General features: G+C 35.7%; 21 protein-coding genes, 1 pseudogene and 1 riboswitch. Of the genes and pseudogenes, 4 read left to right on the top strand and 18 right to left on the bottom strand.

Annotation, left to right across the window (positions count from 1 at the left end; genetic code table 11):
* Positions 1-450: 450 nt before the first annotated feature.
* Positions 451-1,629 (bottom strand): tryptophan synthase subunit beta, encoded by a 1,179-nt coding sequence (gene trpB, locus HMPREF3029_RS03800; RefSeq protein ID WP_144265405.1) that lies wholly within the window; start codon positions 1,627-1,629, stop codon positions 451-453.
* A gap of 502 nt (positions 1,630-2,131) precedes the next feature.
* Positions 2,132-2,227: riboswitch (TPP riboswitch) on the top strand.
* 73 nt (positions 2,228-2,300) lie between these two features.
* On the opposite strand from trpB, the gene tenA reads away from it, so the two are divergent.
* Both tenA and thiW read left to right on the top strand, forming a co-directional pair.
* Entirely contained in the window at positions 2,301-2,972 is a 672-nt protein-coding gene (gene tenA, locus HMPREF3029_RS03795; RefSeq protein ID WP_070709926.1) for a thiaminase II, read from the top strand.
* Positions 2,973-3,500 (top strand): energy coupling factor transporter S component ThiW, encoded by a 528-nt coding sequence (gene thiW / locus HMPREF3029_RS03790; RefSeq protein ID WP_070709925.1) that lies wholly within the window; start codon positions 2,973-2,975, stop codon positions 3,498-3,500.
* Between the two features lie 50 nt (positions 3,501-3,550).
* On the opposite strand, the gene HMPREF3029_RS03785 is transcribed toward thiW, so the two are convergent.
* From HMPREF3029_RS03785 to HMPREF3029_RS03770, 4 genes are all read right to left on the bottom strand, one after another.
* Positions 3,551-4,798, bottom strand: a complete 1,248-nt coding sequence (locus HMPREF3029_RS03785) for a peptidoglycan bridge formation glycyltransferase FemA/FemB family protein (protein ID WP_070709924.1) — start codon at positions 4,796-4,798, stop codon at positions 3,551-3,553.
* An 18-nt stretch (positions 4,799-4,816) separates the two neighbouring features.
* Positions 4,817-6,094 (bottom strand): peptidoglycan bridge formation glycyltransferase FemA/FemB family protein, encoded by a 1,278-nt coding sequence (locus HMPREF3029_RS03780; RefSeq protein WP_070709922.1) that lies wholly within the window; start codon positions 6,092-6,094, stop codon positions 4,817-4,819.
* Positions 6,095-6,110: 16 nt separating this feature from the next.
* Positions 6,111-7,349 carry an aminoacyltransferase gene (locus HMPREF3029_RS03775; protein ID WP_070709920.1) on the bottom strand — a complete coding sequence of 413 codons (1,239 nt, stop codon included), beginning with the start codon at positions 7,347-7,349 and terminating at the stop codon, positions 6,111-6,113.
* Between the two features lie 134 nt (positions 7,350-7,483).
* Complete coding sequence (locus tag HMPREF3029_RS03770; protein WP_070456634.1) at positions 7,484-8,746, bottom strand: Y-family DNA polymerase; 1,263 nt, start codon at positions 8,744-8,746, stop codon at positions 7,484-7,486.
* Positions 8,747-8,886: 140 nt separating this feature from the next.
* Here HMPREF3029_RS03770 and HMPREF3029_RS03765 point away from each other — a divergent pair, with 140 nt between their 5' ends.
* Entirely contained in the window at positions 8,887-9,858 is a 972-nt protein-coding gene (locus HMPREF3029_RS03765; RefSeq protein WP_070709918.1) for a DUF1002 domain-containing protein, read from the top strand.
* A gap of 36 nt (positions 9,859-9,894) precedes the next feature.
* Here HMPREF3029_RS03765 and HMPREF3029_RS03760 read toward each other — a convergent pair whose 3' ends face one another.
* The 12 genes and pseudogenes from HMPREF3029_RS03760 to parE all read right to left on the bottom strand — a co-directional run bounded on the left by HMPREF3029_RS03760 (position 9,895) and on the right by parE (position 23,305).
* Positions 9,895-11,103, bottom strand: a complete 1,209-nt coding sequence (locus tag HMPREF3029_RS03760) for an ABC transporter permease (protein WP_070709916.1) — start codon at positions 11,101-11,103, stop codon at positions 9,895-9,897.
* Entirely contained in the window at positions 11,096-11,428 is a 333-nt protein-coding gene (locus HMPREF3029_RS09625; RefSeq protein ID WP_246830701.1) for an ATP-binding protein DrrA1-3 family domain-containing protein, read from the bottom strand. The genes HMPREF3029_RS03760 and HMPREF3029_RS09625 overlap by 8 nt, the downstream gene beginning before the upstream one ends.
* Positions 11,429-11,491: 63 nt before the next feature.
* Positions 11,492-11,907 (bottom strand): annotated as a pseudogene (locus HMPREF3029_RS09620) (ABC transporter ATP-binding protein); the annotation flags it as partial.
* Positions 11,908-12,109: 202 nt separating this feature from the next.
* Positions 12,110-12,484, bottom strand: a complete 375-nt coding sequence (locus HMPREF3029_RS03750) for a DUF3021 family protein (protein ID WP_070709914.1) — start codon at positions 12,482-12,484, stop codon at positions 12,110-12,112.
* Positions 12,485-12,928 (bottom strand): LytTR family DNA-binding domain-containing protein, encoded by a 444-nt coding sequence (locus tag HMPREF3029_RS03745; RefSeq protein ID WP_070709912.1) that lies wholly within the window; start codon positions 12,926-12,928, stop codon positions 12,485-12,487.
* Positions 12,929-13,421: 493 nt separating this feature from the next.
* A complete protein-coding gene (locus HMPREF3029_RS03740; protein WP_070709910.1) occupies positions 13,422-13,874 on the bottom strand; it encodes a hypothetical protein in 453 nt (150 codons plus the stop codon).
* 91 nt (positions 13,875-13,965) lie between these two features.
* Positions 13,966-14,865: an acetamidase/formamidase family protein gene (locus HMPREF3029_RS03735; RefSeq protein WP_070709908.1), complete on the bottom strand. Its 900-nt coding sequence runs from the start codon at positions 14,863-14,865 to the stop codon at positions 13,966-13,968.
* A gap of 357 nt (positions 14,866-15,222) precedes the next feature.
* Entirely contained in the window at positions 15,223-16,095 is an 873-nt protein-coding gene (locus HMPREF3029_RS03730; RefSeq protein ID WP_084778844.1) for an Abi family protein, read from the bottom strand.
* A 194-nt stretch (positions 16,096-16,289) separates the two neighbouring features.
* On the bottom strand, positions 16,290-18,044 hold the full coding sequence (locus HMPREF3029_RS03725; protein WP_070709906.1) for a GMC family oxidoreductase: 1,755 nt from the start codon (positions 18,042-18,044) through the stop codon (positions 16,290-16,292).
* Entirely contained in the window at positions 18,037-18,837 is an 801-nt protein-coding gene (locus tag HMPREF3029_RS03720; RefSeq protein WP_070456658.1) for a gluconate 2-dehydrogenase subunit 3 family protein, read from the bottom strand. Before HMPREF3029_RS03720 ends, HMPREF3029_RS03725 begins: the two co-directional genes overlap by 8 nt.
* Positions 18,838-18,903: 66 nt before the next feature.
* Positions 18,904-21,318, bottom strand: coding sequence for a DNA topoisomerase IV subunit A (gene parC / locus HMPREF3029_RS03715; protein ID WP_070709904.1), 2,415 nt, complete (start codon positions 21,316-21,318; stop codon positions 18,904-18,906).
* Positions 21,311-23,305, bottom strand: a complete 1,995-nt coding sequence (gene parE, locus HMPREF3029_RS03710; RefSeq protein ID WP_070709902.1) for a DNA topoisomerase IV subunit B — start codon at positions 23,303-23,305, stop codon at positions 21,311-21,313. The genes parC and parE overlap by 8 nt, the downstream gene beginning before the upstream one ends.
* Before the next feature lie 174 nt (positions 23,306-23,479).
* Here parE and plsY point away from each other — a divergent pair, with 174 nt between their 5' ends.
* Positions 23,480-24,076, top strand: a complete 597-nt coding sequence (plsY, locus tag HMPREF3029_RS03705) for a glycerol-3-phosphate 1-O-acyltransferase PlsY (protein ID WP_070622755.1) — start codon at positions 23,480-23,482, stop codon at positions 24,074-24,076.
* A 39-nt stretch (positions 24,077-24,115) separates the two neighbouring features.
* Here plsY and acnA read toward each other — a convergent pair whose 3' ends face one another.
* Positions 24,116-26,809, bottom strand: a complete 2,694-nt coding sequence (gene acnA, locus HMPREF3029_RS03700) for an aconitate hydratase AcnA (RefSeq protein ID WP_070709900.1) — start codon at positions 26,807-26,809, stop codon at positions 24,116-24,118.
* Between the last annotated feature and the right edge of the window lie 19 nt (positions 26,810-26,828).

Here is a 26,828-nt window from a genome sequence, read left to right as displayed (position 1 = left end):
GGTCAATATAAGCGTCGAAAAGAAGAACTATATGACTAACATGAGATATGTATCATATCATTTAAAAGATGAAGAGCTTCGGTGACACGAGGTTTTTCATCTTTTTATTGTATTATAGAACGGTAAATGCTGATATTTGTGTTAATTTTACGCAAATTGAATTTGTGTAAACGACTGAGTTATTATGTGAACAATTAGATGATTTGCGTTAACGAAATGATAACTGTGTTTACACAAAAGAGCATTATATAAAATTAAATAATTTATATGAACGATAAAGCAATTTGCATAAACGAATTTTCGATACGTTAACGTAAAAAGGATAGTGAGTACTTGTTCGTATCCTACAATACATATAACTTCCTATAATATATGTTATGTAAACTTTATATATAAAAACAAGTACGCATCCTTATATATACTATATTCGGATACGTAATGTAGTTTTGTTTATTGATTTAAATATTCCATAACTTGTTCCATATCTTTGTCGCCACGACCGGAGATTGTTACGACGAGTATTTCGTCTTGGTTCATTGTTGGTGCAAGTTTTAGTGCATGTGCGACGGCATGTGAACTTTCTAATGCAGGAATAATTCCTTCAGTTTTAGACAGTACTTGGAGTGCGTTTAATGCTTCTTCATCTGTTGCGTATTCGTATGAAACACGTCCAATGTCATTATAATAACAATGTTCAGGTCCCGCACCTGGATAATCTAATCCAGCGGATATACTATATGCATCATCATCAGTTAAATACATTTTAGTACCATGTAATATATTTACTTTTCCTTTATTTATGGCCATTGAGTGTTGATTCGTTTCAAATCCCTTACCAGCAGCTTCTACACCATATAATTTTACCGTTTCATCTAGGATAAATGGATGCATCGTACCAATTGCGTTTGATCCGCCACCGATACATGCAACAATCGCATTTGGTAGTCGGTTTTCTTTTTCTAATATTTGAGTTTTAATTTCACGACCGATAACGCTTTGGAAGTCTCTGACAATTGTTGGGAATGGATCTGGACCTAATGCACTTCCGAGTAAGTAATGTGTGTCATCGACGTTTTTTACGTAATATTCAAGTGCAGCGTCTACTGCTTCAGTTAACGTACGATTCCCCTCTTCAACAGCGACAACTTTTGCACCAAGAAGTTCCATTCTAAAGACGTTTAATCGTTGTCTACGCATATCTTCAGCACCCATAAAGATTACGATTTCCATATCGAACATCGCTGCGACAGTTGCACTTGCAACTCCGTGTTGTCCAGCACCTGTTTCAGCAACGAGTCGTTTTTTACCCATTCGTTGTGCAATTAACGCTTGCCCAATCGCATTGTTAATTTTATGAGCACCTGTATGGTTTAAGTCTTCACGCTTTAAATAAATTTTAGCGCCGCCAAGTGTTCTCGTTAAATTTTCAGCGTATGTCAGTGGTGTTTCACGACTTGAGTATTCTTTTAAATAATAATTAAATTCCTCTTGGAATGATTCATCATGTTTTAATTCGTTGTACACTTCTTTTAATTCTGTCATAGCCGCTTTTAATTCTTCAGGTACAAATGCACCGCCATATTCTCCAAAAAATCCATTGTTATCTGCTTCAGTTTGAATTTTATTTATTGTGTTAATATTCATTATTATAATCTCCTTATTTTTAATATTATTTAGATTTATCACGATGACGCCATCGCTTAAATTTAAACTCACAATAATTATTTAATAACACTGTCATCACTCTCCTTATAAAAAAACGCGCAATTTGAATCCTAAAAAAGGACGCAAAATGCGCGGTGCCACCTATATTAACAGTAAATACTGTTCACTCATTCAATCAAAAAAGCACCACGTAATAATATTCGTAAGGACGATATTATTTCGCGGTGCCACCTTAATTGCTTCTCTTATCTATATTTGGTTAAACATTATTCGCCCAATTCAAAATAGCATTGTACATGTTCGCATCTAACACATGTTTTCTGACTGCTACAACAGCTACTTTTACTTTTACGAATAAGTAATTATTATATTAAACGCTCTATTTTAAATTGTCAATAATTTTTCATCTTTTTATATTTATAAGACAAAATGTAAAAAGTATAGTATACTTCGGTTGTAATCAAATATTAAGCACATGGGGAGCTTCGGCTGAGAAAGATAAGACCTGACCCACAACCTGATCTAGGTAATGCTAGCGTAGGTATTGTGTATATGCATGCTTATTTTGCATGTGTTTATTTCACAAGCCTCCTCTAATGGAGCTTTTTTTGTGCAAATAAAAGGAGAATTATTTTATGAAGTTTAGTGAGAAAGCTCGCGAATTATCAAAGAAATTCTGGGATGGTAGCCACACGCATCCGTTCGTTACAGGGTTAGCTGACGGTACGTTAAGCGATGAATCATTTAGATATTATCTAATACAAGATGGCTATTACTTAATCCACTTCTCTCGCCTATTTGGTGAAATTGCAGATCGCGCAGAAGATAAAGAAATTAAAGATATTATGACGCGTAACAGAGAAGATTTAGAAGCAGGAGAAATCGCAGTTCGTGAAGATTTCTTTAAAGACCAAAATATTTCGGATGAAGAATTTGACAACACAGAAGTTGCGCCGACAGCTGATCACTACATCGCTCATATGTATAGACAAATTGTAGAGTCTGAAGACTACATTGGCGTTGCGGTTGCGGGGATGTTACCTTGCCCTTGGTTATACCAAGATATCGGTGCTGAATTAGTGAAACATAAGTCTCCAGTACCGATCTACCAAAGCTGGATCGATACGTACGTGACTGACGAGTTTAACAACTTAACTGAAAGACATATCGATCTTTGCGACAAATTATACGATAAAGCAAACGACGACCAAAAAGAAAGAATGTTAAACGCATTTTATATGAGTGTCAGATTCGAGTACTTATTCTTTGATATGTCATATAAACAAGAAGAATGGGTGCAAATTTAATTGTCGACAAAGAAACTTACAATCATTTCAATATGTATAGCATTAAACACTGTATTATCTTCAGTTATTAGAATCGAAGGTATGGCACCTATGTCAACGGTGTTTAACATTATATTTGCAACATTTGGTACATTTTATGTCACACTAATCGCCCTCGTCACAGCAATATTAAGAATGTTTATCTTTAACATTCCACCGCTTGCTATAACAGGCGCTCTGTTTGGTGCGATTTTAGCCGGATTATGTTACAAATTCACAAAATCCATATTTGGAGCATGGTTCGGGGAATTCGTTGGAACAGGAATCATCGGATCGATTGTATCCGTACCTATTATGCAATTCTTTATGGACCTTGATTCAAATGCAGTCTGGTTCTTATATACACCGCGATTCGTCGGTGCAACAATCATCGGTGGTATTATAGCTGTACTCATCTACTCTAGACTTAAACATTCAAGAGTATTTAAGGACATACAACAGTTATTCGATAAAAGCCCTAATGAAAATCCAACTATACGTAAATCATAATAAAAAGAGAAGCACTATAGATTTTGAAAATCAGTGCTTCTCTTTTTTCATTATTTTCTAACTTTATCGATTAACTTTTGAGCATTTAAAACGATCGGTTTAAATACTTTTGTAAATGTGCCAGGGAGTTCTTCGATATAAGCATTGTAGCCTTGCTTAAACTTAAATACACCGTAATCACTCGCACCTTCATGGAAGTTACCTGTAATTCCGAACATATTAAAGCGTTCGAGGCCGAGTTCTTTTGCTTTTTTAATCATTTCCCACGTCACAAAGTTCGTACCTAGATACTGTGAGTGCTCTGGATAACTACCACTATATAGATATACCATCTCATTATTATTGTAGTAATACATACCGACAGATAGATCGATTAAACCACCATATTTATCACGATGTGTGATTGCTTCATTTAATCGTTTTTCTCTACTTTTCACTAGGTTTTTCTTTTCATTTAAGCGGCGTTTTTCACCGTTTGATTTATTCTCTTTATTTTCTAATACTTCAATCTCTTTAGATAATTCATCAAACTCTTTCTCTAGAGACTCGATATATTCGTTTAAATTAATTTGAGACATGACGATATATGATTTATCTTTTAAATTTCTCAACTGTGCTTTTATACGATGTTCTGGGATTGGATCGAATTGTAATCGTTCTTCAGTATCTTTATAGATTTCAATGAATCTATCATACTCTGATTCATCTAAATATTTTAGTTTCAGAGGGAGTTTCTCACACTGTCTCGTATTATATCGTGTAGACGAGTTCATATTTTTTAAAATATCTTTTAAACTACCGCTTATATCTACTACAGATTGGAATCGTATATTTTCTTCAAAGATCATTTGCCTTGTAAACCCGTGATGTTTAAATCCATTTCTTTCAAAAAGATGAATGACTTCATGATTATTTCGCTCATCGTTTTCTATGACATTTCCTTCAGAATCTCTCACTTGATATATCATATAAGGTGAAAATGTTAGACTTGCTGCGCCTTTGTCTTTTGCAAATGAACTGATTTCTTGAATAAAACATTCTAGCTTATCGTTAGTATAATCGAGAATTAATGGTCCAGAATGTGTAGTCATCGCTTTAAAGAATCTGACAAGCGGATACTCACTCAGCATTGATATCCCAATTACATTATCCATGTCATCTATTAAACCTAATAAATAGACTGTTGCGTTATTTTTCATGTAGTCATAATATAGTTCATCGTGCATAAAATGATACATATCTTTATATGTTTTCATAAACGTATAAAATTGTTGTTCTGAAATCTCTTCAACTTTCATTTAGAATGCATCCCTTTACTATCTTTTTCCAAGTTTTTGTCTTAACTTTGCTTTAACCTTGTTTACATTATTTGCAAGTGGATGAATGACTCTCACAAAATCTCCGACTAACTCTTCGATTTGAGCATTAAATCCTCTTTTAAAACGATATACTCCGTAGTCTTCACCGTCTTCGCTAAAGTCCCCAGATACGCCGTAGAAATTATAACGTGCAATTCCGTGATCCATCGCATACTTCATCATCTCTAAGTGCATCATGTATGGACCAACAAACATGTTAAATTCCTCGCTTGAAGCACCTGCGTTATATACGAGTTCGTAAGGTGTTACAAAGTATACCCCACTACCGAGATTTAATACGTTGCCGTATTTTTCTCTAAACTCTTTCGCTTTTTCAAGGTCATTTAAATGTCCTTCGATATTTCTCTCTAATTCGTTAATTCTATTTAACGTCTTTTGATTTTGATTTTCTTTTTTCTCTTGCTTTTCTTTTTGTTTTTGAAGTTTGTTGACTTCTTTTTCTGTTTGTTCGATAAAAGGATCGAGCTCGATATATGCTAAAGGTACGAGTACTTTGTCTTTGTAAGTTTCTTTGAATTGTTTAAAGTAAGTTCTAGGATCTTCGTTGACAAAAAAGTCTTGGCGCTCTGCAGTATCGAGATACATATCGACAAAAATGTCCATCTCATCTACTTCTAAAAAGCGAACCTTTACCCCGTAACGCTTGGCTTTACGCATATTTCTTCTGCGTAAGTTATCAAACGACTTTACAAGCTCATCTTCATTTTTAAATTGACTCACGTCTAACACACTCATCCAACGTGCTTGTGATGTATTAGAATAGCCTCGTGTAAATCCTTGGTGAACATACCCCATACTCTCTAATAGTTGAATGACTTCGTCACGGTTTTCATAATCATCATAAGGTTTTACATCTTTATCGTATTTTTTATAAATCCAGTTTGGATCCACTTTAACGAGTGATGCATCGTTTTGCTTTAAGTACTCAGTTAAGCCAGCAAAGTAAGCACGAACGATATTTAAATTATCGTAATCTAAGACAGGTCCTCTATTTGAATAGTAAAAGTATTTGCCTAATACACTCGGTTCTTTTGTAAATAGTCCTGCTGCAATGACTTTGTCCTCTTTGTCTTTAAGACCGAGCAGTTCTACTTCCCATCGTCCGTCGACTAAACGATTTGCTTTATTTTCAATCATTTGGAAAAAGGCACTTTCACGCCCATCGTTTTCAATGAAATTTTTATATTCTTCATCAGTTAATTGTACAAACTTCATACTTTTCTCTCTTTCCTTATCTTTTTAACAGGTGATATAACTTATCTAATGTTTTATTGATTGGCTTTACAAAATCTCCAATATATTCATTGACCGTTGCATTAAACCCTTTTTTAAATTGAATAACACCATAGTCTTCAGCATCTTCTGTAAACTTCCCACTAATTCCGTAGAAATTATATATATCTACGCCATGTTCTATAGCGTATTTAATCATTTCCCATTGGATACTATAGCTTCCTGCAAAATGTCTAAATTCATTTGCAGTGCCTCCAGCTAAATATGCAACTTCATGTGGTGTATTGATATAATAACTCGCTGCAACCGGCAACTCTTCACCGTGAGTTTCACGAAGTTTTAGACCTTCTTCTAATTTTTTCTCAATGTTAGCAAGTTGTTCTTTAAAGTTCTTTACTTTATTTTGTGCTTTCTTATTATCTGGATGACGTTCCAGTTGTTTTTCTGCTTTGTTTAAATCTTTTTGCATTTTTTGAACGTCAGACTGTAACGTATCTACATATTCATTTAAATCAACATATGCGAGTGGAATCATAACATTATCACCGAAATATTGTTTACGTGACTTGTAAAACTTCGGTCCACGGTCAAAGAATTCTTTCATCTCACTTGTGTCTTCCATAAAGTCAGTAAATATATCGATGTCATCTAAATCGAGATATTTAACTTTTATTCCATCTTTTTCAGCTTTTTTAATATTACGTTTACGTAGTTGATCAAAGTCATTAAATATTTCTTTTTCAGTCTTATCTTTTAAATCTAATGTTGAATGCCACCTAATTTGAGTGTCTGGGCTAAAGCCAACTGTAAATCCGTCATGGTCATACCCAAGATTTTTAAACGTATCAAATAATTGATGACTGTCTTTTTCTTCTAGAATATTTCCGTCGTGGTCACGTACGTTTAGTACGACATATGGATCTACACGAAGATACACGACTTTTTTATTTTTTAAAAATGATTCTAGACCTCTAAAAAATGCTTTAACGATATTTTCGTTACTGTAATCTAACACTGGACCACGGTTCGTATAAGCAAAGTTAAAGAATTTCATTACACGACCGAGCGTAACTAAACACGCTGCTTTTACTTCACCATCATGTTTTAAACCGACGAGATAACTCTCTGTGCCTTCATCTTGCTTTAAACGATAGTTATCTAACGTCTGTGTAAAATGACTAAAGTTTTCTTTCGTATATTGTTCAAATTCTTCTTGTGTAAGTTCTACAAACTCCATTCGTTTCAATCCTTTATCGTATACTCGTTTCATCGGTTAAAGTATAGCATTTTTTTACTATAGTATTCTATTCATACCATTTTCTGCATAACTTAATATCAATCTATCATTATAGCATAATTTATATAGCTTTTTTAGCGTTTATGACCCGCAATTAACCCTTCTCTTAGTTTTAACGTCGAGGCTTCTGTCATACTTAACGCACGCATCACACTAAGTGTTCCGTATTTCACTTTTAATTCGTCGATTGTCTTTAACAGTTGATCTCGTTTATACTCTTTTTCATTATCTTTAAATAAATTACCTTGTATATAATCATTACGAATTAAATTCGTTAAGCTAACACTAATCGTACGATACAGTGCGTCTGTATCAGCAATTTTTGTCAGTCGCATCCAAATACCAAACATCACTTCGTTTTCGTCATGTGTCCCTTCATCAATTGTAAATTGTTTCCCGTACGATTTCCCGAATTTTGTCGACACTTGAAAATGTATCGTTCGTGCGCGCTTATTCATTAAACGAAGTCGATGGATGACCTCATCCACGTGCTCGAGTAAGACGACATATAATTCGTGAAATTGATAATCTCTCATTAGTATTTGACTTTTTGCGATTGTCGGGCTTTTCGCATTGTATTTTTCACTTAATTTACTAAAATCAATACCGTTTGCGTGCATATGCCAGTCGATTCCAATCACGCCAAAATCTCTTTTTAAATATTCTACCGGATAAAGTGCTAAGTCTTTAACAGTAAATATACCCCGCTGATTCAATTTCTTTTCTGAACGTTTATTAATACCAAAAAAATCTCTTAACGGTGTAATCGGCCACAGTTTTGCAGGAATGTCATGATAGCGCCACTCTGTAATACCGCTCGGCATTTTCTTTGCTTCAATATCTAAAGATACTTTACTTAACAACACGTTATCTCCAATCCCAATCGCACAGTCAATTTTCGTTTCTCTATAAATATGTGCTTTTAACATTTCAGCTAACGCATACGGTGTTTCAGCAAATAAATGATAACTATCTGTCACATCCATAAAAAATTCGTCAATCGAATATTGATGAAAATCTTCAGGTGCAACGTATTGTAAAGCAATTTCTGTAATACGCTTTGAATACGTTAAATAGGTTTTCATCGAAGGATTAATAACTTTAATATGTTCGCCTTTTGGTATTTCAAAATGTCTCGATCCTGTTTTAATACCGAGTTCTTTCATCTTTGGTGTTGCTGCTAATACGACAGACCCCATCGAATCAACATCACCAACGACCGCGAGGTACGTCGTATTCGGATCCCATCCATTCATAATACAAGATACACTCGCAAAGAAACTTTTCTGATCGATACAAAATATATCTCTCTTTGGACATAAATGATAATTGTACATACGCTACCTCCTAATACGAACATATGTTCTATATTAGAATAACATATTTTTACGAAGCGTAAATACCTTATCTTTTGTATAACGACAATGAATATAGTATCCTTAAAACAAATTTAGAAGTAAGAGAGGTATGTTTATATATGAAAAAGTGGATAGCAGTAATCGCATCGCTTTTATTAACGATTACACTCGCAACACCAGCTCTCGCTGCAAGCGCATGGAAAGAAAGCGTCACAATTTATGGTGCTGGTCTTAAAGATTCACCTCAACAAGAGCAAATAGCAAAATTATTAGGAACTAAAGATGATGACATCGTCGATTACGTATATGGTAACGACACTGAAAAATATATTAACTATCGATATGACGACAGTATTTTATTCTCTAGTATTCGCATTATGGAGAAGAATTCTGGCGGACTAAAAATTGATATCGACGAAACGTACGGTAAAATCACTCAAATTAGTCCACAAACTTATCAAAACGCATTGATTACAGCAGGTGTGACTAATGCAGATGTCGTAATCGCTGCACCACACGACGTTACAGGAGAATCAGCGTTAACAGGAATTTATAAAGCGTATGAAGTCCAAGGGGATAGTTTAAATCCTGAATATACGAAAAACGCTCAAGATGAATTAAACACAATCTCAGACATCACGTCTGAAAACGAAGGTAAAGACGGCTTTAGTGAAGCACAATTAAACAAAGCAATTACCGAAATCAAAATTACGATCATTAACCAAATTAACAACGGTGCAAACCTCACAGAAGACGACATCCGTCAAATTGTCGATGAAAAAATTAAAGACAACGGACTCGATGGTATCGTGACTGAAGAACAAAAAACTCAAATCATTAACATTATTATCCAAATTAAAAACTCAGGATTTTTCAATGAAGAATCTGCAACAAAAATCTTAGAAAGTTCTAAAGACTTACTTAACCAAATTAAAGATAGTGATGCTTTTAAAGACGCAAAAGATAAAGCGAAAAACTTAGGTAACGATATTAAAGACTTCGCTGAAAGTGAAGAAGGACAAGGGCTCATCGAGTCTATTAAATCATTCTTTAGATCACTATTTGAAGCCATTAAAAACTTATTTAACTAAGTAAAATGCCGATGGGATATCCCATCGGCATTTATTTTACATATTTTTCAATTTTTTAATCGATTTTAACATATTAGAATCATTCATTAACACGTTTCGCTTGTACACTGTCGTCGTTAAGAACAGCAATAATATGATTGAAATAGCGAGAATTGCGATACCGATATATATGACACTCATCGGCGTATCTAAGTTAAGAAGTCGTACTGGCATTGTATACGGTGTAAAGAATGGGACATAACTACTTATCTTGAGTAAAGTTCCGTCACTATTCATGATGTTAAATAGACCGATATAAAATCCACCGATTGAAATAAATGATAATGGCATGAGTCCTTGCTGTAAGTCTTCCATACGCGATATAAACGATCCAAGTAATGCTGCAAATATTAAATATAGTAATAATCCGAGCACTAAAAATACAACAGAGTAAACAATAATTGGTACAGTGTGTTCATTTGAAACTAATTCAAATTCTGATAACGTCTCTTGTAAAGAAGACGTTTTAAATGCAATTAGCCCTAGACCAATTACAATCAATATCTGTGTGAAAGATACGAGTATAATCGCACTTACTTTCGCTAATACGTGCTGCGTTGGAGATATACTTGATACGATCATTTCAATGACTCGTGATGATTTTTCTTGAGCAATTTCCGTTGCGATTTGACTCGCATATCCAATGATGATAAAGAACATAAGCATAATGACTGCATAAATAATAACTAAATTCAGTAAGTTCTCACTTTCGAAAAATCCGCCTTCTTCTACTTCCCCTTCACCGTCAGAGTCACTACTTTTGACAGTTAAATCTACACGTGAATCAAGTAACGCTAAATCCTCTTCAGAGATATCAATCGCATTTGTCACGTAGATTTTATTTAACTCATCAAGAGCAAACTCTATCGCTTGACGGTTATCGTTAGATAATTCGCCGTCAGAAGTTAGCGTTGCTTTGATTGGTAGCTCTTTAGAATCGATTTCTAATACGTTCTTAGCATCTGGCTCTATTAGAATCGTATCGTCGAACGACGTAATAACATCCGTAACGACTTTTTTATCTTGTTCTGTCGCTTCTATCGTTATTACTGTTTTTTCATCTTCACTATCAAATAGATTTAAAATTTTGTCGAAGTTCATACCTGCAAATACAAACAGAACGAGTAATAGCGTCGTAATTATAAACGATTTCGCTTTAATTTTTTGTATATACGTCGACAATAACGTCGCTAAAAATTTATTCATCGTGCTCACCCACTTTACTTATAAATATTTCGTTTAACGTCGGATCTTTTACGCTAAACTCACTAAAATAACCAAGTGGTGTTACGCGATCGTAAATCGGTTGAGCGAATGTTTCATCTTCAATTTTTAGTGTTACTAAATCATTCTTTTTATTGTAAGATAAAACACCTAGATGATCTTTTAAGAACGATACGTCATGTGTTCCACGAATGAATATCGTTTTTTGCTTAAAGTCATCTTTAATAGATTTAATAGAGCCTTCTGCGACTTGTTTCCCACGTTTTAAAATACAAATTGATTCACATAACTCTTCAACGTGTTCCATACGATGTGTACTAAAAATAATCGTCGCACCATTTTTGTTTAACTCTTTGACCGCTTCTTTTAATAATTCTACGTTAACCGGGTCTAATCCAGAAAACGGCTCGTCGAGTATGAGTAACTTTGGATTATGGATAATACTCGCAATGAGTTGAATTTTTTGCTGGTTCCCTTTAGATAACGCTCCGATTTTTTTCTTCATGTTTTCAGATACTTTAAAGCGCTCTAGCCAATATTCTAATTGCTTTTTAGCGTCTTGTTTAGACATGTTTTTAAGTTGCGCCAGATAAAGCACTTGCTCTTCAACAGTTAGTTTTGGATGTAATCCACGCTCTTCAGGCAAATATCCAATGTAGTCTGTAAAGTTGTAATCGATTTTTTATCGTTAAACGTTACAGAACCACTCGTTGGTTTTAATATATTTAAGATCATACGAAACGTTGTCGTTTTACCTGCGCCATTTCCACCAAGTAAACCATACATATCCCCTTCTTGGACCATAAAGTTTAAATTGTCAACAGCTGTAAAATCGCCGAACTGTTTTGATAGATTGTTAATATTTAATCCCATAAGTGCCTCCTATATTCGTTATGTGTATAATACTACATTATGAAAACTGTATTTTTCAATATATATAGTAAGTGAGAAATAAAAGTGCCACCGAGAAGCTCTCGGTGGCACTTCGTTATTTATCCTTTAATTTTTTGTTAATTTCTCTACTATCGCGAATTGCCATGATTATATATACACTTTGGATGATTAAAATAATGACGATGATGTCAGCGGCGTATAATAATATGTCCGATAAAGTAGCTGATATCCATCCGTTCATCACCGCAACAATTGTAAAAGCGACTGTACCGACAATGAGTTGAATGAGTCCAGCAAGAGGTGGTGGCATTTTTGTTAAATGTGCACACGTTGCGAGTCCGATAAGTGAAGAGGCAATCCATACTGACATAATCTCCTTAGAAGGTTCTAAAGTCATAAGTGAAACTAAATAAATAAAACTTCCGATTAGTACAGATTGAACCATAAACTTTAAAGCATTTCCTAACATTTAAATCCCCAACCTTTCTTTTAAAATTGATACAAATCGTCTTGAAATATTGACCTTTTGTCCGTTCGACATGACTGCAATTAAATTCCCAGAAAAAGACGGCTCGACTTTTTTAATCTTCTGTATGTTCAATAGCTCTGACTTCGATACTTGCATAAACGTATTAGAATTCAGTTCATCTAAAAATGTCGAGAGGCTTTTGTAAGTCTGTACAGTTTCTTTATTCGTATAAATCGTCAACACTTTGTTATGAATCTCAGCACAAACGATATCCATCTTTTTAATGACGGTGAATTCATCATCAGATTTCACAGTGATGTTTTCTTTGTCTTTCGTAAAATGATCGACATATGACAAGACCCGTGCGCCAACAGTAGCATTTTGCGCGTACACTTTCACTTCATTTTCATTTAAACTACTATCGATAATAAGATTAATCTTCACTTTCGACCCCTCCCTCTCTTGCTAAATTCAGTATACAATTATATTTAAAATTACAGTTAAAAAATTCGTAAGTGGTAAAAATATCGGTATAACCGGTAAAAAAGCACTTCTCTAATAGTGAGAAGTGCTTGATATTGTTCAATATTGTTTGATTTTAGTTTTGATATGCGTGATAAGTGCCGTTATTTAACACTTTTACGTTGTTTCGACGCTTTTTTGTTAGATAAAATGATATATTTAACAAAAATCAGTTCATCCGACCAAAATTTGTTAATTATATTGATATATTTAACAAAAATCAGTTCATCCAACCAAAATTTGTTAATTATCCTGAGATATTTAACAAAAATCAGTTCATCCAACCAAAATTTGTTAATTATATTGATATATCTAACAAAAATCAGCTCGAACAATCAAAATATGTTCATTATCCTGAGATATCTAACATATTCCGAAAATTTTTGTTAAATATCCGGATTATCAGCTAGCTTTCTTACCTAAACTTCTCCTGATGATGTTCAATAATGTCAGGATGACAAGTTAAAAGCTCTTCTCCTTTTGACGTCAACGTATTTTCATCTACATAACCATTTTTCTTCAGCCATTCGAATTCTTCTTTATAATTTAAACCATACTCTTGTGAGAAGAACTTCGGTGCACGTTTACGATTCACATTTTTAATCCACCAAAGCATAATAACGTGACCAAACACTAACTTGTAGTCATTAATAAACGTCATATACGATTTATGTGGCAATAACGTATTAGATACTTTAATTTGCTTTAACAGATCATTCGCATCCCCTTCAGACGCGATATACGGAATCTTATCATATCCATCTTCACGATAATCTTGTTCAAGTTTTTCTCTAAGCGATAAAACACCCGCACGCTCACGATCCTCACGACTTCTTTTAGAAAAGAAAAAATCTAAAAACTTCCCCACTACATTCACCTCTATAGAAACACTATTAATTATAATGATAGCACAAAAAGACACTTCTCTTTATAGTGAGAAGTGTCTTGAGTTCTTTATCTTAATAGAAGTTTAAGTCATACGTATCTAATACAAATTGTGGGATTAAAAACCGTGTTGTCATGAGTGGATCGACGACTTGACTGATTTGTGCTTGACCGACTGCGCTTAGTAACATCGCAGCTTCGTCTAATTCTAAGTCAGTATTTTTAGCTAAGTAATGAACCGCTTGTTTTGTCGCTTCTTTCACCGACTCATCGAGCGTTTCTTTTGAAACGATAAACGAAAGTCCTTCATCATATTTGACGATTGGATGTTCGATCTCATTATCTTTAATCACTTCAACTTTTAAAACGGCAGAACCAGCAATTTCAACGCCTGTACCACAAATTTCACCATCTCCCATCGCACCGTGGAAATCTCCTAAGCAGAGTAACGCACCTTCTGTACGAACTGGGAAATAAACGACAGATTCTTCTTTAATAATCGTCGTATCCATATTTCCACCATGAGAATCTGGAGTCCCACAAGGTATTTCATCTTGTTCAGGAGCAACTCCAATAACACCAATCATCTTAGTAATTGGGAACGAAAGTTTATCGTTAAATATTACTTTATCATCTTTAATCTGTACAATCTTTTTAGTCATCTCAGTGAGTTCATCACCAAGCATTCCAATTCCTGGACCTGTTAAAAGCACACCTTGAATATCGATATTAATTTTTTCAATCGTTACTTTAAGCGTGTCACCTTTTTCAGCACCGTTGACAAAAATAGGTCCCGTTGCTGGATTCACTCTATCCCAGTCGAGTGAATCAATCATATCCGATTCCTTACGAATTTGGTTTGATAACCCATCAACCGTCTCAACTTCAATCGTTTCGCCACTATCAATAAACATGACCGGTTCGTGATCTTTAGAAAAAGAAAAAACAGTATTATCAGCAGAAAGCTTTTTCATCATCAATCTCCTTTCCTGAAAACGCATTCATATTTTGACTTAAATGTATCATATACAGTTTTAAAAGGCAATTTAGATGGTTGAGTAGTAGTTGGCAGTAATTATTTAACAAAATAACTCACAATATGTTAGATATCTGGATATATTTAACAAAAAGTAGACAAAAAAACTAAAATTTGTTAATTATCCTGATATATCTAACAAAAACAAGGTCGAAAAACTAAAATATGTTAATTATCCGCAGATATCTAACAAAATCGCACATTTTTTGTTAAATAAACGCCTAAATAACTAAAAGTTCATAATATTAAGCACCGTAATAAATGAATTTATTAAACCTAATTTATTACGATACTTTTATATGGTTTCTAAAATATTTGTCCAGTTTTCAGGAAAACCTAATTGAGTAATATCCACTTCTTCATACTCATTAAAAAGTTCTGAGATATTTGTTAATAGTATTTTCGTTAAAACTTTATCATTTAAAATTTTACAAATCACATAAATAGCTGCAAAAGTAGTATTGCCATATTTTATTTTCTTTCGATCCGCTTTTGATAGTTTAAAATGAATAGGTAAATGTCTGTTATATAGTCTACCAAAGTGCGCACAGATATTTCTTAAAGTAGATAAAGCATATAACCAGTTTCTAATATAAAAACGGTTGTTGTTAAAAGTAATTGCAATTCCATCTTGATCATTATCATGTAAGTTCGAGTATATTTTTGAAAGTAAACTGAATGAAGTGACTTCAATTACAACCCAAATTGGAAATATGGATTTATATTTTTCTTTATGATGAATAATAAATAGTTCTTTACTTCTATGTACTTCATGATTAATTTGAGTTCTCATATCGTTGAAATAGTCTAAATTTTTAAAGTTAGATTCATCTAGATATGATGTTGAACCATATTTATGGGCCAAATAGTAGGAGATTTTAGTACGAAAGGAAACTTCAATTTTCTCCAATAATGATAGTAATTCTAAACGTAACTTTCTATCAAATTCATACAATTTATATATATGATTAAATGAAGCACCTTCATAAAATATATCATTACTCTTTAAAGTTAAAGTATAGGCGCTAAAACGATAATAATTAATTTTACTAAGTATATCTATAGCATATGATTCATCTTCTATAATAAGTCCACGTTTTTTTAATAAATCGATTTGTTCCTCATATGTTTTTGGTTGTTTAATGTGCATATTATCACCGTTTACCATAAGGTCCCCCTTATCAAGATATAAAAAAAGTCCCACCATGGTACGCATTGTTAAGAGGCGTGGTGGGTTCTGTTACTTATATAATAAGCTTTTTATTTCACTTTGTCTATACAAATGATTTTTATTTAAGAAGAAAAACCCCCTAAAACTAGAATTTCATCTAACATTAGAGGGTGTGCGAATAATGTTTAATATTATGCGTTCGCCGCTTCTTTGTCTTTTACTAATTGTCCGCCACCATCGTCTAAGTATTTAAGAATACCTTCTGACGCACGGTATGCGAGTGCACCGATTGTTGGTGTTGGGTGGTGTCCTCCGAATTGAGGGAATGCTGATCCACCGACTACGAATAGGTTGTCAACGTCCCACATTTGTAGGTAGTTGTTGACTGCTGAGTTCTCACTTGATTCACCCATGATAACTCCACCTGTGTAGTGTCCACCTTGATATTTGTGGTCAAATTCTTCTGGTACTTGGTCATCTTCGATGTGGTCTGCACCCATCGCTTCTAAGATTTCATGACATCTTTCTACACCGAACTTCGCGATGTTACGTTCGTTGTCACCAAACTTGTAAGTTACACGTAGTAACGGATCACCAAACTCATCTTTATAAGTTGGGTCTAAGTCTGTGTAGTTGTGGTAGTAAGATAAAGTACACGCAGAATACCAAACATGTAGCATACTGTATGCATATTTTAGTGACTCTTCTTTAAACTCTTTACCCCAAGTTGGTGTATCGCCTTTAATGTTTTGTCCACTAGCGATCGCACCGAATCCGTATTGACGTAATTCGATACATCCACCACCGATGAAGTCTAAATCAGTGTGGTCAAAGTTATCCGCTTGATAGTCGTTTAAGCATGCACCAAGTGCTCCTGCACCCATGTATAAGTTAAACTTCTTATCGTCGAAGAATCCTCTCGCACCGTTAAATGAAGAGTTGTATTGACCGTTGAAGTTACGTCCAATTACACCTTTACGAGTTTTTGGATCGTACTGTTCACCGATATCTGAAAGCATAAGTAGACGGTTGTTAGAAATCGCAAATGCTGCAAGTACAACAACGTCTGCTGGTTGCTCATATTCTTCACCAGTTACTAAGTCTGTATATAGAATACCTTCTGCTTTTTTAGAATCTTTGTTGTACAGTACTCTACGAGCAAGAGAGTTTGTACGTAATTCAAAGTTATCGTGTTTTAAAGCAGTCGGAATAACAGTTGCGAGTGGGTCAGATTTTGCACTGAAGTCACAGCCTGCACGTGTACAGAATGAACAGTACATACAAGCGTTCATCTTTTCACCATCAGGGTTTTCATAGTTTTGAGACATGTTTCCTGACGCCATTTGGAACGGATGTAATCCGAGTTCTCTCGCAGCATCTTTAAATAATTTTAATGGAGGAGTTTCTTCCATTGGTGGGTTTGGCCATTCCATTTTACGTTCTGGAGCTAATGGATCTTGTTCTCCACCAATACCTGCTGTTTTCTCCCACATTTCATAATATGGCTCAAGCTCTTCGTAAGTAATTCCCCAGTCTTGAATCGACATTTCTTCAGGAATTTTATCTTTTCCGTAGCGCTCTTCAGTCATACTACGAATTTCAAAGTCATATGGCCAGTAACGATATGTACTACCTGCCCAGTGCACACTTGCTCCTCCGACGTTAACTCCTAATTGGAAGTCTTTCATCGTACGAACAGGTAACGCTGTTTCGTCCAATTCGTTACGTGACGTTACTGTGTCACCTTTTAAGTTTTGCATGATTTGGAAACGATTATCAAAACGAAGCTCGTCTTTTACACCGATATAGTCTTGTCGGTTTGCGTGTCCACCACGCTCTAGTGTAACTACTTTTTTACCAGCTTTCGCCATTTCAGCACTTACTACTCCACCAGCCCAGCCGGTACCTACGACTACTACGTCGACTTTATCTAATTTCTTAGCCATAAGTTACGCCTCCTCCTTGATAATCTCTTAAACTTTCAGGTTCGAGTTCTAAGAACTCTTCAGACATAATATCGTGTTCCCATCCCATACGAGGTCCTGGGTAACCGATCATCTTCCAACCTGCCATATCTCTATTTCCGCCGTAAACCGGGTCAGAATACACACCTTCGATTACAAGGCTTCTTAATAATTCAAAGAATGCCTCTGAACGCATACCTGGCGTTTCAACTTCTCCCGCTTCAAATTGTTTTAAAATATCAATCATTTGTTTCTCTTCAAGTTCATGGAACTTTTTATCGTGTGCCTCTTGACTGACATCTGTTAATTTTCTTAAGCCGATAATCATCATCTCACCACGTGTAATTCTCTCTTGACGTCCGTGAGTGTCTGAACGCATCGGTTCAAATGGTCCAAAACGGTAGTCTGTTGCGTTATGTCCGTAATGACCATACATTTGTCTATCGATGAAATATGGTACACCGAGTTCAGTTGCACCCGGTCCATTATCATCTTCTGGATAAATAATATCTGCAGCTGCAGCAAGATTTTTAAAGTCGTCTTGACGACTGAAGTATGTTCTCGCATCTTTAATTGGAAGTGATTCAGCCGATTGGCCGCCACCTTCACCAGAATCGCCTCCTCCGACAGTCGGTGCATCAGATTTACCGCCATCTAAGTTGAACCCAATGAGTCCACCAAGTAACGAACCACCGATAATACCACCAGTAGCAACACCTGTTGTCTTCAGGAAGTCACGTCTTGAAAACTGTTTTTCATTTTTGTTTTCAGCCATGATAATTTTCCCCCTTTACATTATCATATCTCTATTTTAACAACTTACATCTAAAATACAATACGATTAAGGTATTAAGTACTTAGAAAAGTTTACGGTTTCTATCTCCCCAAATTTGTCTTCGTCAATCACAAAGGATCCGTTTGAGTATTTGTCGGATAAACGAATATCCATTGCTTCAATACTAGTATGATCATTTTCATTAAATAAGAAAATCTTAAAGTTCCCTTTGTAAAGGGTAGCACGCACTACTTCATGCGGTTTTGACTTCACTGTTTTATATAACATTTTACCAACTTGACTACGTTTTCCGAGTTCGAATACGTCGATACTCGTACGTTTCACGGCTCCTCTATTCGTCACAGATAACAAGTAATCATTGTCTTTTACGAGTTGTCCTAATACTACTTTGTCGTCTTCTTTTAACGATATACCTTTAACACCTTTTGTTCGAAGACCAGTTTCTGATACTTCATCGATATTAAACATAAGTGAAATACCGTTTTTAGTCAGTAACAATATGCTCGTATTGTCTGTTACAACATCCACGCTAACGACTGCGTCATCTTTACTTAAGTTGATTGCTGTAATCACACGGTTAATACGTGTCATTTCGTGATCTTTTAACGGTGTTTTCTTCACTTGACCAAGTTTTGTCGTAATGACGATAGAAGCCGCTTCCTCAAACGACTCAATCGCATACGCAAACAGTGGATACTCATTACTTTCGATATTATATTTACTTGATAAATGTACGCCGTGGTCTTTCCAACGAATCTCTTCTAGTTCATGGACAGGGATTACCATATAATTTCCTCGGTTCGTAAATACGAGTAACGTTTCTAGCGTATGTCCTTCTTTAAAGAACAGTAACTCATCGTCATCTTTCATACCGAGTTCTTCAAATGGACTCGCTCCAAAACTTCTCGGACTTGTACGCTTAATGTATCCGTCACGTGTCACAGTAATTACTGTATCCTCTTCTCGAATTAACATCTCACGATTGACTTCAAGTGATTGTATCTTATCTTCGATGACTGTTAAGCGCTCTGATTTGAATTGTTGTCTCACGTCACGTAACTCTTTTTTAATCACTTTTTTAAGCGTGTTTTCATCATCTATTATTTCTTTTAACATATTGATTTCGAATTCTAAATCGACATGTTCGTTTTCTAAATCGACGATATCCGTATTAGTTAATCGATATAACTGAAGCATGACGATTGCTTCTGCTTGTCGTTCAGTAAAATCATACGCGCTCATCAAGTTTTCTTTCGCATTCTTCTTGTTTTCTGATTCACGTATAATTCGAATAACTTCGTCGAGTATCGATAACGCACGCATTAATCCTTCGATAATATGCATACGTTTTGACGCTGCATCGAGTAAATATTTAGAACGACGTAAAACGACGTCTTTTTGATGTGCGATATATGCTTCTAATATCTCTTTTAAACTTAGTAGTTTTGGTCGGCGATTATTAATTGCGACCATATTAAAGTTATACGACACTTGTAAATTCGTCTTTTTATATAAGTAATTGAGTATCGCATCGATATTTGAATCCTTACGTAATTCGATGATCACTCTTAAACCGTCACGGTCTGTTTCATCTCGCACTTCTAACATACCATCGACTTCTTTATCTAATATAATCTCATCGATCTTTTTAACAAGTGCTGCTTTATTTACTTCAAACGGTAATTCTGTAATGACTAAATGTACTTTGTCTCCACGTTTAGTTTCAACGTCGACTTTTGCACGCACGACAATTCTACCTTGTCCTGTTTCATATGCTTTTTGAAGTTCTTTTTTACCTTGAATAATCCCACCTGTTGGGAAATCAGGTCCCTGCATAATTTCAAGTAATTCACTTGTTTTTACAGTCGGTTTATCGATGACTTTTAGCGTGGCGTTAATGACTTCCTCTAAATTATGCGGTGGAATATCTGTTGCGTAACCCGCTGAAATACCAGTTGAACCATTCACTAATATATTTGGAAACTTTGACGGTAATACTGTCGGTTCTTTTGCCGTGTCGTCGAAGTTATCCATAAAGTCGACAGTATCTTTATCGATATCGTTTAATAACTCACCTGATAATTCAGACAGACGCGCTTCAGTATAGCGCATTGCTGCTGGTGGGTCTCCGTCGACTGAACCTTTGTTACCGTGGATTTGAACGAGCTCTTCACGCATCTTCCAGTCTTGACCTAAACGTACCATCGCGTCATATATACTCGATTCACCGTGTGGGTGGTAGTTACCAATTACGTTACCGACAGTTTTCGCAGATTTACGATATCCTTTGTTAAACGTATTTCCGTCTTTATACATCGCATATAAAATACGGCGCTGTACGGGTTTTAATCCGTCACGTACATCTGGAATCGCACGGTCTTGTATAACGTATTTACTATATCGACCAAAGCGGTCACCAATTACGTCTTCAAGTTTTAATTGTTGAATATGTTTATGCATAACTATCACCATCCTCTAAAATGTCAATACGATCACTATCGAGTATTGACGCGTCATCTTCTAACGTAAAGCTGACGTTCTCTTCAATCCAGTCACGTCTAATTTCAACGTTATCACCCATTAAAGTTGATACTCGTTTTAACGAAAGTGCCTCATCATCAATTAGAACTTGAATGAGTGTACGATTTTCTGGATCCATCGTCGTCTCCCAAAGCTGGTCTGCCATCATTTCCCCGAGACCTTTGTAGCGCTGAATTTCAACGTTATCACCGAGTTCTTCTTTCATTTCTTCAAGTTCCTCTTCTGTCCACACATATCGAGTCTCTTGTTTTTTACCACGTTTTTTCTCTAATTTAAATAACGGAGGTAACGCGATATACACTTTACCTGCATGTAAAAGTGGACGCATATAATTAAAGAAGAAAGTAAGAAGTAGCACTTGAATGTGTGCACCATCCGTATCTGCATCTGTCATAATGATTACTTTATCGTAGTTCACTTGATCGATATCAAACTCATTACCGACACCTGCTCCGATCGTATGGATAATCGTATTTATTTCTTCATTTTTAAAGATATCTTCAAAACGTGCGCGTTCTGTATTGATCACTTTACCTCTTAACGGTAAAATCGCTTGGAATTTTCTATCGCGTCCAAGTTTCGCCGAACCTCCTGCAGAGTCCCCCTCTACTAAAAAGAGTTCGTTTTTCTTTCTGTTTTTGCTTTGAGCTGGTGTTAACTTACCAGATAGTAAAACGTCACGACGTTTCGATTTTTTACCGTTACGCATCTCTTCACGTGCTTTACGTGCAGCGACACGTACTTGTCTAGCTTTAATTGCTTTTTTAACGAGTTCAGCTGATAAAACACCGTTCTCTTCTAAAATATATGGTAAATTCTCACTTAAAACGTGATCCATTAATTGTCTCGCTTCAGGTGTACCGAGCTTCCCTTTTGTTTGTCCTTCAAACTGAAGTAACTCTTCAGGAATTTTAACGGAAATGACAGCTGTTAGCCCTTCACGAATATCGTTACCTTCGAGGTTTTTGTCTTTATCTTTTAATTCGCCAATTTTACGCGCGAAATCATTAAAAATACGTGTAAATGATGATTTAAAGCCAACCTCGTGCGTACCGCCGTCTTTCGTACGGACATTGTTTACAAAACTCATGACCGTTTCTGTGTACTGGTCATTATATTGAAATGCAACATCTGCTTGCATACCGTTTAGATTACCAGAAAACGCGATCGGTGAACCAAAGTTTTCTTTACCTTCATGTAAGAAATTAATAAAAGAAAGTAAGCCATCTTCGTAATGAAACAATTCATGTTTATCTGTATTTAAGTCAGTAATACTCACTTCTAGATTCTTTTCTAAAAATGCTGATTCTCTCATACGATCAACGATTGTCTCGAAATTAAATTGTGTACCCGTTTTAAAAATCGTACGATCTGGCTTAAACGTAACACGCGTTCCGGTTTGATTCGTATTGCCAATTTCTTTTAACGGCTCGTCAACTTCTCCACCGTTTTTAAATGACATACTATATCGTTTACCGTCTCTACATATTTCAAGTTCTAGCCATTCTGATAATGCGTTTACGACGGACGCACCAACACCATGAAGTCCTCCAGACGTTTTATATCCACCAGAGCCAAACTTACCTCCAGCGTGGAGGATAGTAAAAATAACTTCTGGAGTCGACTTACCACTTTGGTGCATACCTGTCGGTAATCCACGTCCGTTATCACTCACAGTAATACTTCCATTTTTATTGATTGTAATTTCTATTTTATTACCATAGCCGTTAATAATTTCATCTACTGCGTTATCTGTAATCTCATATACTAAATGATGAAGACCTCTTGCGTCTGTAGATCCAATATACATACCTGGACGTTTACGAACTGCATCTAGGCCTTCTAATATTTGAATTGAGTCATCTGAGTAATTTGAATGTGCCAACCGCGTACCTCCTACAAACATACGTTCGAATTAAATTCTCTTCTTATATTTTATAGTACTTCCCTCAATTTGAAAACCTCTAACATATTTTATAAGTTTACATAACATTATTATAGACGCTTCATTAATAATTATATACACACGAGCGAGATGTGTTAAAATATTATTACCTACTATTAAAAATGAGGGTGTCAAATGGAATTATCAACAATCGTTTTACTTATTGCTTCATATATTTTTGGCGCGATTCCGTTTGCTTACATTATCGGAAAAGTGTTTTATAACGTCGATATAAGACAACACGGAAGCGGTAATATCGGTACGACGAATACGTTTAGAATTTTAGGTAAGAAATCAGGGGTTATCGTCTTAATATTAGACTTTTTAAAAGGTGCAATTCCAGTATATGTAGCGATGTGGGCGAACGTAGATATACCGGTCATTATATTTGGATTATGTGCAGCACTTGGCCATGTATATTCTATATTTTTAAAGTTTAAAGGTGGAAAAGCTGTCGCAACTGGTGCCGGTGTGATCATGGCCGTTGCGCCTCTCATCTTTTTAATTATTTTACTCTGTTTTTTAATCGTCTTAACTGTATTCCACTACGTATCACTTGCAAGTGTATCTGGCGTAACGATGCTCTTTATACTATCGTTGTTTACAAATAACTTAGCACTTAAAATCGTATCAGGAATACTATTTATACTTATCGTCTTTAAACACATACCAAACATGAAGCGGATTAAAAACAAAACTGAACCAAAAGCATACTTATTTAAAAAGAAATAAAGGCCAAGACAAATGTCTTGGCCTTTTATATTCGACAAATTAGTTTTTAAGTTTGTCTCTAAGTACCATTTGTAAGATACCACCGTTACGGTAATAGTCTACTTCTACTTCAGAGTCAAATCTCACTTTAACATCGATATCTACAGTGCTTCCATCTTCTTTAGTCGCAGTGATTGTAATGATATCTCCTGGTTTAACATCTTCGTTTACAGGGATGTTAAACGTTTCGTTTCCTTCTAAACCGTAGTCTTCAGCGTGTTTACCTTCAACGAATTGAAGCGGTAATACACCCATCATAACTAAGTTAGAACGGTGAATTCTTTCGTATGATGCAGCAAGTACTGCTTTCACACCGAGTAAGTTTGTACCTTTAGCTGCCCAGTCACGGCTTGATCCCATTCCGTAGTCGTCACCAGCAAGTACAACTAAACCAGTGCCGTCTTCTTTATACTTCATAGCTGCGTCGTAAATACTCATTACTTCGCCAGTTGGCCAATAAGTTGTGTATCCACCTTCAGTTCCTGGTGCAACTTGGTTACGAATACGAATGTTCGCAAATGTTCCACGTACCATTACTTCATGGTTACCACGTCTAGAACCGTATGAGTTAAAGTCACGTGGTGATACACCTTGTTCAATTAACCATTTACCTGCTGGTGTATCTTTACCAATCGCACCTGCTGGAGAAATGTGGTCTGTCGTTACAGAGTCACCGAACTTCGCAAGAACTTTAAGGTCATTTAATGCTTCAACTTTGCCCGCTTCTTCTGGTAAATCTTCGAAGAATGTTGGGTTTTGAATATACGTTGAATCATCAGAGAAGTCGTATAATGGTGCATCTGTTACTTTAATGTTGTTCCACGTTTCGTTTGAAGTAAACACTGTCTCGTATTCACGTTTGAATAATTCTGGTGTTACTGTTTCATACACAGTATCTCTAACTTCTTGAATTGATGGCCAGATATCTTTCATAAATACGTCGTTACCGTCTTTATCTTGTCCAATCGGATCGTTATAAAGGTCAATATCAACCGTACCTGCTAAAGCGTAAGCAACTACGAGCTGTGGTGACGCTAAGTAGTTCGCTTTAACTAGTGGGTGGATACGCCCTTCAAAGTTACGGTTACCAGATAATACAGATGACACGAGCATGTCGTTTTCAGTAATTGCTTCTGTTACTTCGTCACGTAATGGACCTGAGTTACCGATACATGTCGTACAACCGTAACCAACAGTGTTAAACCCTAGCTTATCTAGATACTCTTGAAGACCTGAGTTTTCAAGGTAACCAGTAACTACTTTTGAACCTGGTGCAAGTGAAGTTTTCACGTGCTTAGGAACTGATAATCCTTTTTCCACTGCTTTTTTAGCAACTAATCCTGCACCTAACATAACGTACGGGTTAGATGTGTTCGTACAAGATGTAATAGCAGCGATGACTAAGTCACCTGTTTTAAGAGTTTCTTTTCCACCGTCGTTATACTCAACGTCGACTTTTTGGTCGAAGATTTCTTTAGAATAACCGTGACCGTGGTTACCATTTTCTCTCGTTACAGATGCTTCGAATTCTTCTTTCATTTTTGAAAGTAAGATTAAATCTTGAGGACGTTTTGGTCCTGATAATGAAGGCTCTACTGTTGATAAATCTAGCTCAAGCACTTCTGAATATGTCGGTTCTTTATCTGGATTAAAGAATAAGTCGTTTTCTTTTAAGTACTGTTCAACTAATTCAATATGATCTTCAGAACGACCTGTCAGTCTTAAATAGTTTAACGTTTCCTCATCGACTGGGAATAATGCGTTCGTTGCACCGTATTCTGGCGCCATGTTTGAAATCGTTGCACGGTCAGCAAGTGGTAAGTTTGATACCCCTTCACCGAAGTACTCAACGAATTTACCAACAACGCCGTGCTCACGTAACATTTGAGTGATACGTAATGCTAAGTCTGTTGCTGTTGCACCTTCTGGTAATTGGTTTTTTAATTTAACCCCAATAACTTCAGGTAATGGGAAGTAACTTGGTTGACCGAGCATTCCTGCTTCAGCTTCGATACCACCAACACCCCATCCGAGCACTCCTAAACCGTTGATCATTGTCGTATGTGAGTCTGTACCAACGAGTGAGTCAGGGAAGATTACATTGTCACGGTCATGTACAACGTTTGCTAAGTACTCTAAGTTGACTTGGTGAACGATACCTGTTGCTGGCGGCACTGCTTGATAGTTATCAAACGCTTCAGCTGCCCAGCGTAAAAATTCGTAACGCTCTTTGTTTCTTTCAAATTCTAATTCCATGTTTTTAACGAGTGCACTGTGTGTGCCGTAAGAATCAACTTGTACTGAGTGGTCAATGACTAAGTCCACCGGTACTTCTGGGTTAATTTTTTGAATGTCACCGTTTTTGTCGTTCATCGCTTTACGTAATGACGCTAAGTCAACGACAGCTGGTACACCTGTAAAGTCTTGAAGAATTACACGTGATGGTTTAAATGGAACTTCTTTACCTTGTAAATCACCTTTGTCCCAGTTCGCAAGAGACTCGATATGTTTTTCTTGAATAGAATGTCCGTCATATTGACGTAACACAGATTCTAATAACACACGAATAGAATATGGTAACTTTTCAACATCGCTATACCCAGCATCTGTTAAAGATCTGAGTGAGTAGTATGTCTTCTCAATTCCATTTACATTCAATGTGCGTTTAGCATTTTCTTGTAAATTTTTTGTCATAAAATTTTCCCCCCGGAAT

Source organism: Nosocomiicoccus sp. HMSC059G07, from assembly GCF_001815515.1.
Classification (GTDB): domain Bacteria; phylum Bacillota; class Bacilli; order Staphylococcales; family Salinicoccaceae; genus Nosocomiicoccus; species Nosocomiicoccus ampullae_A.
This window is presented reverse-complemented; position numbering and strand designations above follow the sequence as displayed.

Coding starts and splice junctions, on each gene's coding strand:
- parC (WP_070709904.1), bottom strand. CDS start 21,318: ATGCATAAACATATTCAACAATTAAAACTTGAAGACGTAATTGGTGAC.
- HMPREF3029_RS09625 (WP_246830701.1), bottom strand. CDS start 11,428: ATGGAACACGTTGAAGAGTTATGTGAATCAATTTGTATTTTAAAACGT.
- HMPREF3029_RS03780 (WP_070709922.1), bottom strand. CDS start 6,094: ATGAAGTTTGTACAATTAACTGATGAAGAATATAAAAATTTCATTGAA.
- HMPREF3029_RS03725 (WP_070709906.1), bottom strand. CDS start 18,044: ATGGCTAAGAAATTAGATAAAGTCGACGTAGTAGTCGTAGGTACCGGC.
- HMPREF3029_RS03775 (WP_070709920.1), bottom strand. CDS start 7,349: ATGGAGTTTGTAGAACTTACACAAGAAGAATTTGAACAATATACGAAA.
- HMPREF3029_RS03760 (WP_070709916.1), bottom strand. CDS start 11,103: ATGAATAAATTTTTAGCGACGTTATTGTCGACGTATATACAAAAAATT.
- HMPREF3029_RS03720 (WP_070456658.1), bottom strand. CDS start 18,837: ATGGCTGAAAACAAAAATGAAAAACAGTTTTCAAGACGTGACTTCCTG.
- plsY (WP_070622755.1), top strand. CDS start 23,480: ATGGAATTATCAACAATCGTTTTACTTATTGCTTCATATATTTTTGGC.
- HMPREF3029_RS03750 (WP_070709914.1), bottom strand. CDS start 12,484: ATGTTAGGAAATGCTTTAAAGTTTATGGTTCAATCTGTACTAATCGGA.
- HMPREF3029_RS03770 (WP_070456634.1), bottom strand. CDS start 8,746: ATGTACAATTATCATTTATGTCCAAAGAGAGATATATTTTGTATCGAT.
- HMPREF3029_RS03785 (WP_070709924.1), bottom strand. CDS start 4,798: ATGAAAGTTGAAGAGATTTCAGAACAACAATTTTATACGTTTATGAAA.
- HMPREF3029_RS03730 (WP_084778844.1), bottom strand. CDS start 16,095: ATGGTAAACGGTGATAATATGCACATTAAACAACCAAAAACATATGAG.
- HMPREF3029_RS03735 (WP_070709908.1), bottom strand. CDS start 14,865: ATGAAAAAGCTTTCTGCTGATAATACTGTTTTTTCTTTTTCTAAAGAT.
- acnA (WP_070709900.1), bottom strand. CDS start 26,809: ATGACAAAAAATTTACAAGAAAATGCTAAACGCACATTGAATGTAAAT.
- HMPREF3029_RS03765 (WP_070709918.1), top strand. CDS start 8,887: ATGAAAAAGTGGATAGCAGTAATCGCATCGCTTTTATTAACGATTACA.
- tenA (WP_070709926.1), top strand. CDS start 2,301: ATGAAGTTTAGTGAGAAAGCTCGCGAATTATCAAAGAAATTCTGGGAT.
- parE (WP_070709902.1), bottom strand. CDS start 23,305: ATGTTTGTAGGAGGTACGCGGTTGGCACATTCAAATTACTCAGATGAC.